Origin of the sequence: Tardiphaga sp. (assembly GCF_044340795.1) — a bacterium.
GTDB lineage: Bacteria > Pseudomonadota > Alphaproteobacteria > Rhizobiales > Xanthobacteraceae > Tardiphaga.
This window is the reverse complement of the sequence record NZ_JBIISY010000059.1, coordinates 17,756-29,919: the sequence shown is the minus strand read 5'-3', so window position 1 is coordinate 29,919 and position 12,164 is coordinate 17,756. Positions and strand designations below refer to the sequence as shown.

9 protein-coding genes and 1 other RNA gene are annotated in these 12,164 nt (G+C 63.3%); 2 read left to right on the top strand and 8 right to left on the bottom strand.

Going from position 1 to position 12,164, the window contains the following annotated elements; translation table 11 throughout:
* Positions 1 to 79: 79 nt before the first annotated feature.
* The 7 genes from murD to rsmH all read right to left on the bottom strand — a co-directional run bounded on the left by murD (position 80) and on the right by rsmH (position 8,719).
* Positions 80 to 1,480 (bottom strand): UDP-N-acetylmuramoyl-L-alanine--D-glutamate ligase, encoded by a 1,401-nt coding sequence (gene murD, locus ACIQ17_RS12305; protein ID WP_398468891.1) that lies wholly within the window; start codon positions 1,478 to 1,480, stop codon positions 80 to 82.
* A 4-nt stretch (positions 1,481 to 1,484) separates the two neighbouring features.
* Positions 1,485 to 2,567, bottom strand: coding sequence for a phospho-N-acetylmuramoyl-pentapeptide-transferase (mraY, locus tag ACIQ17_RS12300; protein WP_398468889.1), 1,083 nt, complete (start codon positions 2,565 to 2,567; stop codon positions 1,485 to 1,487).
* A gap of 11 nt (positions 2,568 to 2,578) precedes the next feature.
* Positions 2,579 to 4,015, bottom strand: coding sequence for a UDP-N-acetylmuramoylalanyl-D-glutamyl-2,6-diaminopimelate--D-alanyl-D-alanine ligase (locus ACIQ17_RS12295; RefSeq protein ID WP_398468887.1), 1,437 nt, complete (start codon positions 4,013 to 4,015; stop codon positions 2,579 to 2,581).
* Positions 4,012 to 5,484 carry a UDP-N-acetylmuramoyl-L-alanyl-D-glutamate--2,6-diaminopimelate ligase gene (locus tag ACIQ17_RS12290; protein WP_398468885.1) on the bottom strand — a complete coding sequence of 491 codons (1,473 nt, stop codon included), beginning with the start codon at positions 5,482 to 5,484 and terminating at the stop codon, positions 4,012 to 4,014. The genes ACIQ17_RS12295 and ACIQ17_RS12290 overlap by 4 nt, the downstream gene beginning before the upstream one ends.
* 90 nt (positions 5,485 to 5,574) lie before the next feature.
* Positions 5,575 to 7,335, bottom strand: a complete 1,761-nt coding sequence (locus tag ACIQ17_RS12285; protein WP_398468883.1) for a peptidoglycan D,D-transpeptidase FtsI family protein — start codon at positions 7,333 to 7,335, stop codon at positions 5,575 to 5,577.
* Entirely contained in the window at positions 7,332 to 7,727 is a 396-nt protein-coding gene (locus ACIQ17_RS12280) for a hypothetical protein (RefSeq protein ID WP_398468881.1), read from the bottom strand. The genes ACIQ17_RS12285 and ACIQ17_RS12280 overlap by 4 nt, the downstream gene beginning before the upstream one ends.
* Before the next feature lie 2 nt (positions 7,728 to 7,729).
* Positions 7,730 to 8,719, bottom strand: coding sequence for a 16S rRNA (cytosine(1402)-N(4))-methyltransferase RsmH (gene rsmH / locus ACIQ17_RS12275; RefSeq protein ID WP_398468879.1), 990 nt, complete (start codon positions 8,717 to 8,719; stop codon positions 7,730 to 7,732).
* Positions 8,720 to 9,207: 488 nt separating this feature from the next.
* Here rsmH and ACIQ17_RS12270 point away from each other — a divergent pair, with 488 nt between their 5' ends.
* Together ACIQ17_RS12270 and rnpB are read left to right on the top strand one after the other, a co-directional pair.
* On the top strand, positions 9,208 to 10,041 hold the full coding sequence (locus ACIQ17_RS12270; RefSeq protein ID WP_398468877.1) for an N-acetylmuramoyl-L-alanine amidase: 834 nt from the start codon (positions 9,208 to 9,210) through the stop codon (positions 10,039 to 10,041).
* A gap of 32 nt (positions 10,042 to 10,073) precedes the next feature.
* An RNA gene (gene rnpB / locus ACIQ17_RS12265) (RNase P RNA component class A) lies at positions 10,074 to 10,514 on the top strand.
* Positions 10,515 to 10,576: 62 nt separating this feature from the next.
* Here rnpB and ACIQ17_RS12260 read toward each other — a convergent pair.
* Positions 10,577 to 12,163: a DHA2 family efflux MFS transporter permease subunit gene (locus ACIQ17_RS12260; RefSeq protein ID WP_398468875.1), complete on the bottom strand. Its 1,587-nt coding sequence runs from the start codon at positions 12,161 to 12,163 to the stop codon at positions 10,577 to 10,579.
* Position 12,164 lies beyond the last annotated feature (1 nt).

Below are 12,164 nucleotides of genomic sequence, written 5' to 3'. Positions count from 1 at the left end.
GATGGGTTGAGCGCAGCGATACCCATCACCGCATGCGCGTGGTCCTGATGGGTATCTCTCCGGCGCTTTGCGCCTCCGTTCAACCCATCCTACGCACGCCATCCAGCGCCAGGACGAGTTCGCGGAAACGATCGCCGCGGATCTCGAAATTGCGAAACTGGTCAAAGGATGCGCAGGCCGGCGACAGCAGCACCACCGGCGCGGGCAGCCCCGCCTCCGCCGCATCGCGCGCGGCATTGGCGACGGCGACATCGAGTGTCACGCTGACATCGAACGGGACCTTGCCCTCAAGCGTGCGTGAAAAGTCATTGGCGGCTTCGCCGATCAGATAGGCCTTCTTCACGCGCGGGAACAATTCGGCCAGCGGCGCGATACCGCCCTCCTTCGCCTTGCCGCCGGCAATCCAGAAGATGTCGGTGAAGGACGACAGCGCCTTCGCCGCGGCATCGGCATTGGTGCCCTTGCTGTCATTCACGAACAGTGTCGTGCCGAGATGCCCGACCTGCTCCATGCGATGGGCGAGACCGGGGAACGAGCGCAGGCCCTTCTGCAGCACATCGAGGCTGACGCCGAGCGCGCGCACCGCGGCGGAGGCGGCAGCAGCGTTCTGCGCATTGTGCAGGCCACGAAGCGAGCCGATATCCGCGAGGTCGGCCACCGCGCTCTGCGCGCCACCGGCGTTCTCGACGATCCTGCTGCCATCGACCGTCAGGCCATCTGCCAGCGGATGCTCGACCGAAATACGCACCACGCGCTTGCCCGCCTGCGACAGGCGATCGGCAATCTTGCTGCACCAGGTGTCGTCAACGCCAACGATCGCGGTCCCGTCAGGCTGAACGCCGGCGACCAGACGCTCCTTCACGGCGGCGTAGCTCTCGATGGTGCCATGGCGATCGATGTGGTCGGGTGTGACATTGAGCAGGATGCCGACCGTGGGATCGAGCGATGGCGTGAGATCGATCTGATAGGACGACATCTCGATCACATGGACGCGACCGGTGCGCGGCGGCTCGAGCGACAGGATCGCGGTGCCGATATTGCCGCCCATCTGCGTATCGAAACCGGCCTCGCGCACCAGATGCGCGATCAAGGCGGTGGTGGTCGATTTGCCGTTGGTGCCGGTGATGGCGATGAAGGGCGCATCCGGCGCATGCGCTTTGCGCTCGCGGCAGAACAGTTCGACATCGCCGATGACTTCGACGCCCGCTTGACGCGCAGCAAGCACGGTCCAGTGCGGCTGGGGATGAGTCAGCGGCACGCCGGGCGTGAGCACCAATGCGGCGAAATTCGCCCAGGAGACGGTGCGCAGGTCGGCCGTGATGAAACCGGCCCGCACCGCTTCCGCCATCTTGTCGGCGCTGTCGTCGCAGGCGATGACTTCGGCGCCACCGGCCTTCAGTGCGTGACAGGACGCGAGGCCGGAGCCCCCGAGGCCGAACACCGCGACGGTCTTGCCGGCGAATGAGGTGACGGGGGTCACGTGATCACCGCAGTTTCAGCGTGGCGAGGCCGGCCAGCGCCAGCATCACCGAGATGATCCAGAAACGGATCACGATCTGCGGTTCGGTCCAGCCCTTCTGTTCAAAATGGTGATGGATCGGCGCCATTCGGAATACGCGCTTGCCGGTGAGTTTGAACGACGTCACCTGCACGATCACCGACACCGCTTCCAGCACGAACAGGCCGCCGATCACGGCGAGCACGATCTCGTGCTTAACCGCCACCGCGATGGAGCCGAGCATGCCGCCAAGTGCGAGCGAACCGGTATCCCCCATGAAGATCGAAGCCGGCGGCGCATTGAACCAGAGGAAGCCGAGACCGGCGCCAAGCACGGCGCCGCATAAGACGGATAACTCGCCGGTGCCCGCCACATAATTGATCTGCAGGTAATCGGAGAACACTGCATTGCCGGCGAGATAGGCGATCAGGCCGAAGCTTGCGGAGGCGATCATGACAGGCACGATGGCCAGACCATCCAGGCCATCCGTGAGATTCACGGCATTGCCGGCACCGACCACGATGAACGCGCCGAAGATGACGAAGAACCAGCCGAGCTTGATGCTGATCTCCTTGAAGAACGGAATGACCAGCGAACTCGACAGCGGATCGCGGCCAAGCCGCATGAAGGCGTAGCAGGCGGCGCCGGCGATGATGAATTCGATCAGGAGACGCGTGCGGCCGGCAAAGCCCTTATGGCTCTGCTTGGTCACTTTCAGATAGTCATCATAAAAACCGACAAAGCCGAAGCCAAGCGTGACGGCGAGCACGATCCAGACATAGGGATTGCGCGGATTGGCCCAGAGCAGCGTCGAAACGACAAGGCCGGACAGGATCATCAGACCACCCATGGTCGGCGTACCGACCTTGACCAGATGCGACTGCGGGCCGTCGGTCCGGATCGGCTGGCCCTTGCCCTGACGCAGGCGCAGATTGTCGATGATCCACGGTCCGAACAGAAACACGAACAGCGCGCCCGTCACCACCGCGCCGCCGGTGCGGAAGGTGATGTAGCGAAACACGTTGAAAGCCGGGATCGTGCCCGCGAAATCGATCAGCCAGTAGAACATTCCAGTCCGCCTTATACCGCAGCGTCGTCGAGCGCGGCGTTACCGGGGAAGCGCTTCTCCAGGGCAGCCACGATGGGTCCCATCTTGGAGCCCTTCGAGCCCTTGACCAGAATGGCGTCGCCGGCCCGGATCGCCCCAACCACTTGTGATTCGAGCGCCTTTGCATCCCCGGCATAACCGCCCCGCTTGCCGGAGGGAAGGGCATCCCAGAGGTTGCGCATCAGGGGGCCACAGCAAAATACGAGGTCGATTGCGTTTGCGGCCACAGCCTCCAGCAGCCCGGCATGGAGTTCGCCGCCACGCGGGCCGAGTTCGAGCATGTCGCCGAGCACGGCGATACGACGCCCCTGCCCGCGGATGGTGGCCGCTCCGAGAACGTTCAGCGCGGCGGAGGTGGAGGCTGGGTTGGCGTTGAAGGTCTCGTCGATCAAAAGCGCCTCGCCCCCCGCGATCTCCAGCGTCTGGCGAACACCACGGCCCTGCGCCGGCACGACCTGCGATAGCGTCAATGCAGCATGAGCAAGGTCCGCGCCCATCAGGGACGATGCCGCCAGCACGGCCAGCGAGTTCATTGCCATATGGCGACCGGGCATGCCGAATTTATAGGTGATGTCCTGGCCAAGCACGTCAGCATGAACCGCGGAGCATGTCGGATGCAAGGCAATGTCGATCAGTCGCGCGTCGGCCTTGCTATCGGAGCCGAAGGACACAATCCGCGAGACACCGGCCTTCTTTGCGCTCTTTTCCAGCCGCGCGAACTGATCATTGTCGCGGTTGAGGATGGCGACACCATCGGGCTCGAGGCCGAGGAAGATCTCGGCCTTGGCATCGGCAATCGCCTCGATACCGGTGAAAAATTCCAGATGCACGGGCTCGACGGTGGTGATGACCGCGTAATGCGGGCGCACCATTTTCACCAGCGGCTCGATCTCGCCGGCATGGTTCATGCCGATCTCGAAAATGGCAAAGCGCACATCGGCCGGGCAGCGCGCCAGCGTCAGCGGGACACCCCAGTGATTGTTGAAGGAAGCGACCGACGCGTGGGTCGGTCCCTGCGCCGACAACACGCGCAGCAGCGCTTCCTTGGTCGACGTCTTGCCGACTGAGCCTGTGACGGCGACGACGCGCGCGCCCAACCGCGCTCGCGCGGCGATACCAAGCGCAACGAGCCCCTCGAGCACATCATCGACCACGAGCAGCCGCGCATCGGCGCCAAAGTCTTCGCATTGCGCAGCCTCTACCACCGCCAGCGCAGCGCCGTTCTTCAGCGCTGCGTCGACAAAGGCATGACCATCATGCACCTCGCCCAGGATGGCGAAATAGGCTTCGCCGGGCTTGATGGTGCGGCTATCGATGGAGATGCCCGTGATGCCGGCGGGGAGATTGCCATGCATCTCGGCTCCCATCGCCTCCGCCATCGCCGCTGGCGTCCAGAGAAACTCGCTCATGATGTCCCCAAGATCCTGGAAGAATTGCCGAGCGCCATCTGCGCAGCTTCGTGATCGCTGAATGGAAGCGTCTGGTTGCCGACGATCTGTCCGGTCTCGTGGCCCTTGCCGGCGATCAGGAGCGCATCGCCGGGCTCAAGCCCCTGCACAGCCGCGCGAATGGCTTCGGCGCGATCGCCAATTTCGGTCGCGCCTTTGGCAGCAGCCAGAATAGCAGCACGGATCGTCGCCGGATCTTCGCTGCGCGGATTGTCGTCGGTGACGATTACCGTGTCCGCATTCTCAGCAGCGATCTCGCCCATCAGCGGCCGCTTGCCGGCATCACGGTCGCCGCCGGCTCCGAACACGACGACGAGCTTGCGCTTCGCATAAGGGCGCAGCGCCTGCAGCGCTTTGGCGAGCGCATCGGGCTTGTGGGCATAATCGACGAAGACAGGCGCGCCATTGTGATCGCCGACGCGTTCGAGCCGACCCTTGGCGCCTTCGAGATGCTCCAGCGCCGCGAAAGTTTGCGCGACATCGCCACCGCTGCCGATCACCAGACCCGCAGCCACAAGTGCATTCTCGATCTGGAATTCGCCGACCAGTGGCAGCTTGATCGCATGCCGCTGTCCGCGATGTTCGAGCGTAAGCCGCTGTTCGAAACCTTCGACAACGGCGTCCACCAGGCGGACGCCCTCACCTGCGCCATCGCCGCGACGTCCTACGGTCATGACGCGCAGTTTTCGCGCACGGGCCGCATCGATGACTTCAGCCGAACAATCATGATCGGCCGAGATCACCGCTGGTCCATCGGCAGCGACGAGATCGCGGAAGAGGCGCAGCTTGGCATTGAGATAATGTGCGACGTCCGGATGATAATCCATGTGGTCGCGCGACAGGTTAGTGAACCCCGCCGCGGACACGCGCACGCCATCGAGCCGGTATTGATCGAGGCCGTGAGATGATGCTTCGAGCGCCAGATGCGTGACGCCCTCGCCTGCGATCTCGTCGATCTGTCGATGCAGCGAGATCGGATCCGGAGTCGTCAGCGAGCCATAGATGGTGCGTGTCGGAGACACCAGACCGATGGTGCCGATGCTCGCCGAAGCAAGGCCAAGCCGCCCCCAGATCTCGCGCGTGAACGAGGCCACCGAGGTCTTGCCCGACGTGCCGGTCACGGCCGCGATCACTTGCGGCTGGCGCGGATAGAATTTTGCGGCCGCCAGCGCCAGAGCGCGGCGCGGATTGCGAGAAGTGACGTATGGCACCGCGATGTCACCCGGGGCATGCTCGCCCGCCACCGCGACGGCACCGGATGCGATCGCCCGCGCGATGAAACGCGCGCCGTCGGTCTTGGCACCGGCGAGCGCAAAGAACAGATCGCCCGGTTTCACGGCACGGCTGTCCACCGCGAGGCCGGCCACGCCGATATCCGCGGCGTCAGGCGCCATCACGGCATCACTGCTGAAAAGATCGCGTAGTTTCATGCTGCTCCGGGCGGGCCAGATCGGGAACGGAAGGGTTCCGCAAGTCACGCAAACCGCATTTTGCCCGCGCTGTAAAGCGCGGATGCGGCGTTACTGAGTGGCCCTAGATGTCGCAAGAATAAGGCGGTCGGACGGCGCCAGATCGAAGCGCGGCTCGAGGCCCAGCAGCGGCGCAATCCGGGCAATCACGGCGCCGCCGGTCGGCACCGCGTTCCAGCCCGATGTGATGAAGCCGTGGGTCTCCGGCAGCGCCTTCGGCTCATCCAGCATGATCAACACCTGATACTGCGGATTGTCCATCGGCAGCACGGCAGTGAATGAATTCAGCACCTGCTTCTTGGAATAGCGGCCATTGACGACCTTTTCCGAGGTACCCGTCTTGCCGCCGAGATAGTAGCCCTTCGCCACCGCCTCGGCCTTGCGCGCAGAGCCGACCTCGGCATTGAGGCGCATCATGTAGCGGACCTTGTCGCTGGTGTCCTTCTTGATGACGCGCTTGGCGACGGCCAGCGCTTCTTCCTCGGTGCGCTTCATGAAGGTCGGCGGAATCAGGTTGCCGCCATTCACCATGGCATTGACCGCCATCACCGCCTGCAGTGGCGCGACCGCGATACCGTGGCCGAAGGAGATCGTGATGGTGTTGAGGTCGCCCCAGCGCTTCGGCACGATCGGCATGGCGCTTTCCGGCAGTTCAGTGCGCAACCGGTCGAGCTGCCCGACCTTCTTCAGAAACGCCTTGTGGGCCTCGACGCCCTGGCCGAGTGCAATCTTGGCCGCGCCGACATTCGACGAATAGGTGAACACTTCGGCGAGCGAGATCGGGCGCGGCACAGGATGGGTGTCGTGGATCTTGAACTTGCCATAGCTGAGCGGATAGCGCGCATCGAACATGGTGTTGAGATTGACCTTGCCGCTGTCGAGCGCCATGGCGAGCGTCAGCGTCTTGAAGGTCGAGCCCATTTCATACACGCCGGTGGTCAGGCGGTTGATGCGATCGGGATCGTGGACTTCCTTGGGATTGTTCGGGTCGAAATCCGGCAGCGACACCATGGCAACGATCTCGCCGGTGCGGATATTCGAGACGAGGCCGGATGCTGCCTTCGCGCTGAACTTGGCTTTCGCCTTGAGCAGTTCATCACGCAACGCATGTTCGACGCGCGTGTCGAGCGCGAGCTCGACTGGCTGCTGCATGCGGTCCGATGCAAAGCCAGCGCGATGCAGGTCTGCGAGGCCGTTGTTGTCGAGCCATTTCTCGATGCCGGCGATGCCCTGATTGTCGATATTGGTCAGGCCGATCACATGCGAGACCGTCGATCCGTTCGGATAGACGCGCTTGTTCTCGCGCAGGAAGCCGATGCCGGGAATGCCCAGACGATGGATGTCGCGCTGCTGCTGCTGGGTGATGTCACGCTTCAGCCAGGCAAATCCCTTGCGGCTGTTGAGGCGCTCGCGCACTTCCGCCCCGTCGAGATCGGGTAGCGCGCCGGTGAGAAGCTCTGCTGCCTCGTCCTTGTCGATGATGCGGCGCGGCTCGGAGAACAACGACGGCGACTTCACATCGGTCGCGAGAATCGTGCCGTTGCGGTCGAGAATGTCAGGGCGCGCAGTCGCAATCGCATCGCGCGAGGCGCGACGCTCCGCATGGCTGTCGCCATTGACGGCGAACACGACCAACCGCACGGCGATGATGCCGTAGACGGCGCCGAAAGTCAGCATCGCCAGACCCACGCGCGCACGCGCCTTGGCAGCGCGATCGGTGTTCTTGCCGTAAAGCAGCGTGCGGATCAGCCGCTGACGCCACGGCTCCGGCGGACGCTCATTGGATTTGTTGGCGGGCACCTGTGCGGTCATTGCTGATCCTCCGGCCGATCCGCCTTGTCCGGAAGCGATCCGGTCACGACCACGTCGGGATCGATGCTGTTGAGCATCGCACCGATCGGATCGGGCGTGCCCGGCCGGGCAAAGCTCGGCGGACGATCGGGAAGATTCTTGAGGGTGTCGAACTGCTGCGCCGTCATCGGCTGCAGCTTGAGATGACGCTCGGCGAGCCCTTGCAGACGCATCGGCGCGTCGAGCTTGGCCCATTCGGCGCGCAGCGATGCGATCGCATCACGCTGCTCGCGGATATCCGCATGCAGGCGCGACACCTTCTCGGTGCGCACGGTGGATTCCATCTTGATGCGATAGACATAGGCCGCAGCGAAGACGAGCACGCCGATGACGAGGAGATGAATGAAACGCATACTCAGCCTCCCCGCAACACGGATGCAAGGGTCGGCCAGCCCGGCAGCGGACCGGCGTCCTGTGCCGGCGCCGGGGTGCGCTCGGCACCGCGCAATTTGGCGGAGCGTGCGCGTGGATTGGCCCTGGTTTCGTCTTCGTCGGCAACGATCGGACGCTTGTTGATGATCTTGAAGCGCGGCACCGCCTGCGCGATCTCCGGCAGATGGCGCGAACCGCCGCCGGTCTTGCTGCGCTCGGCGATGAAGTTCTTGACGATGCGATCTTCCAGCGAGTGGAACGAGACCACCGAGAGGCGACCGCCGGGCTTCAGCACGCGCTCGGCAGCGGCCAGCGCCGTGTGCAATTCGTCGAGCTCTTCATTGACGAAGATGCGCAGCGCCTGAAACGTCCGCGTCGCCGGATGGATTTCGCCGGGTTTCGCCCACACGACCTTTGAAACGATATCGACAAGCTGTTTGGTCGTGGTGATCGCGACTTCTTTTCGTGCCGCCACGATCTCGCGGGCGACAGCGCGCGAATGGCGCTCCTCGCCGAAGATATAAATGATGTTGGCGAGATCGGCTTCGGACGCCTTTGCGACCACATCCGCCGCGCTCGGGCCATGCTGGGCCATCCGCATATCAAGCGGGCCGTCGAAACGGAACGAGAAGCCACGCTCGGCCTGATCGAGCTGCATCGACGACACGCCGACGTCCATCACGACGCCGTCGACCAGCGGCGAGCCCTGCGCGTCACAGACATCAGCAAGATTGGAGAATCGGTCCTCGACCAGTGCGAGGCGACCGTTGGAGGACGACACCAGATCGGCGCCACCGGCGATCGCCGTGCTGTCGCGATCAATGGCGATCACCTGCGTGCCTTCGGTCGCGAGGATCATGCGCGAATAGCCGCCGGCCCCAAAGGTCGCGTCCACATAGACGCCACCGGCGCGCGGCGACAGCATCTCCACGGCCTCGGGGCCGAGCACGGAGATGTGGCGGGCATCAATCATACGCGCACGCGAACGGGCAACGGGTTCCGTTCCTTTACTGCGAGACACCAGGCCGATCCGGACTCCGACCGGCCGATGGCATCTCAAATTTCGGCGCAATGCGCGGCTCATCCGCGGCATCACGCATTCGCAGCTCCGCTTCGACGCACCGCCCGCGTGATCCGACGGGGCGTGTTGTCGTCCGCATGGATCGTGAACAAAGGCCATGGGATGCGCGTCGATTGGAACCCGAACCGCGCAAAAACGAACGTGGTTCTTCAAACTTCAGTAACGTCGTTTAGCGTTAAGAAAGCGTTGAAGATGCCGCCGTCACTCGACTCAATTCATTCGCGGAGGTTGTATCGTAGTGCTGGCGCATCACGCATAGGGTGATGAAATAAAAGGGTAAAACCGGTCTGCCATCGTTGCGCAACCAGACATCGATCGGAATAGTGTCCCTCCCCTGGCGGCAGCCAAGCTGCACCAGATCTTGTGGAGACTGAAACAGATTGCCCGGACCCGAGACCAAACGCCCGCGCCCATTGCCGATCCCGAAAGGCGTTGCGGAACTTCCGACCTTCACGCCGGATTCCTCCGTCGTGTCGGACGTGATCCCGTCACCGAATTACGGTGATCGCAACAAGGGGCTCGTGCCTGACATGATCGTCCTGCACTACACGGGCATGCCCGATGCAGAAGGTGCGATCGCCCGGTTGTGCAGCGACGGCACCGACGTTTCCGCCCACTATATCGTGCTGGAGGACGGCCGCATCGTGCAGACGGTGCCGGAGTCGAAACGCGCCTGGCATGCCGGCTCGTCGCTCTGGGCTGGCGAGGACGACATCAATTCCTGCTCCATCGGCGTCGAGATCATCAATCGCGGCCATGACTGGGGCTATCCCGATTATCCCACGCGGCAGATTGCGGCTGTCACGGCACTGTGTCGCGGCATCCTGCTGCGCCATGACATGCCGACCCATCGCGTGCTCGGCCATTCCGACGTGGCACCTTCGCGCAAGAAGGACCCCGGCGAGAAATTCCCGTGGCATCTGCTCGCCAGTTCCGGCGTCGGCCATTGGGTACATCCTGCCCCGATCGTACCAGGCGAAGGTCTTCGCACCGGTGCTGATGGCGATCAGGTGAAGGCCCTGCAGCAGGCATTGGCGCGCTATGGCTACGGCATCGAGATCAGCGGCGTCTACGATGCGCCAACAGCCGAAGTCGTCACCGCCTTCCAGCGCCACTTCCGTCCCGAACGGGTGGATGGCATCGCCGACCTCTCCACACTGGAAACGCTGCAGGCACTGCTGGCAAGCCTGCCAGTACCCGCTGCCACGACTTGACGTCCGGCACGGAAGCCCGCATGGCTTCCCCGTCAGTCGGCCGGACGGCCGCTCCCGCAATGATCGAAAGGTCGCGGGGGAGGAAAGTCCGGGCTCCAATGACATACGGTGCCGGATAACGTCCGGCGGGGGCGACCCCAGGGAAAGTGCCACAGAGAACGAACCGCCCCGCGAAGCCGCAAGGCGAAGCGGGGTAAGGGTGAAAAGGTGCGGTAAGAGCGCACCGCGGATCCGGCAACGGAGACGGCAAGGTAAACCCCACCGGGAGCAAAACCGAATAGGGACGGCATGGCAGTCAGTTCATTCCCGGGTGCAAGCCCGCGAACGATAACACTGCAGGGTAATGTCAAACCCGCTGTCCGGGTAGGTTGCTTGAGGCCGCATGCAAATGCGGTCCCAGAAGAATGGTCGTCACGTATCGTCGCGCAAGCGGCGGTGCCTTACAGAACCCGGCTTACAGGCCGGCTGATATCTGAACAACGAGGGGTCCGGCGCAACACGCCGGGCCCCTCGCCAGTTTCAGCAGTCGGAAAGATCAGTGTCCGCCGCCGGCCGAGGCCGGATTGCTCGGCTTGTCGAGCAGCAGCACCATCAGGCTGAGACCGGCATAGAAACAGGTCAGCACAAAGAACGCATCGCCGAATCCCATCACCTGTGCCTGGCGGTGGGTGATCAGCGAGAGCTGCTTCAGCGCCATGCGGGAGGCATCACCCATGCCCTGGAATTTCTGGGTCAGCATGTTGAGCGTCTCGACCGCCTTCGCATTGCCCCACGTCACCTTGTCGTGCAGGCGCGAGATGTGAAAGTCGGTGCGGTGATCGAGCACGGTGTTGATCAGCGCAAGGCCGAGCGCGCCGCCGAGATTGCGTGTCAGGTTGAACAGGCCGGAGGCATTCTTTAGCATGTCCGGCGACAACGTGCCGAGCGCAATATTGTTGATCGGCACCATCGCAAGCATCATGCCCATGCCGCGCAGGATCTGCGGAACCAGCAGCTCATAGAAATCGTAGTCGCGCGTGATGGACGTCATCAGCCAGGTGCCCGACGCAAACAGCACGAGACCGCTGGCGATGAGGATACGCAGGTCGACCTTGGTCATCAGGCGCCCGACGATCGGCGCCATCACGAACATGGCGATACCGGAGACAAACATGGTCTCGCCGATCTGCAGCGCGCTGTAGCCGCGCACCTGGGCCAGATAGAGCGGATAGATGTAAGTGAGGCCGTAAAGTCCGATACCGATGCAGAAAGAGAAGGTCGAACCGAGCGCAAAATTGCGGTTGGTAAAGGCACGCAGGTCGACGATCGGCACTTTCGCGGTCAGCACACGCCAGAAGAAGGCGATAGCTGAAAACGCGCAGATGACGGCGAATAGCAGGATGGCCTCGTCTTCGAACCAGTCGTTACGCGGGCCCTCCTCCAGCACATATTCGAGCGAACCGAGGAAGCCGGCCATGAAGCCGAGACCCCACCAGTCGAAATGCTCCAGCAATTCGAAATGCGGCTCGTCGAAATCCACCAGCGCAAGCACGCCGACGGTGATGCCGATGCCCGGCACGACGTTGATGAAGAACAGCCAGTGCCACGACAGTGCATCGGTGATGTAGCCACCAACGGTCGGCCCGATCGTCGGCGCCAGCGTCGCGACCAGACCGATGATCGGCGCAACGATGTGGAACTTCGAACGCGGAAACACCGTGTAGGCCGAGGCAAACACGGTCGGGATCATGCCGGCGCCGAGAAAGCCCTGTACCGCACGCCACAGGATCATCTGCTCGATGGACGAGGTGAAACCGCACATCAGGCTGGCGAAGGTGAAGCCCGCCGCTGAAATCGCGAACAGCAGGCGCGTACCGAGCGCGCGTGACAGGAAGCCGGACAGCGGGATCGCGATCACTTCCGCGATCAGATATGCGGTCTGAACCCAGGAGACCTCGTTCGACGATGCGGACAGGCCGGCCTGGATGTCCGAGAGCGACGCCGAAACGATCTGGATGTCCAGGATCGACATGAACATGCCGAACACCATGATCAGGAACGCGATCAGGCGCTTCGGCGCGATCCGGTCATCCGCCGGCGTGGCCGGCGGTGCTCCTGACATGGTTGTCGATGCCAAGGACATC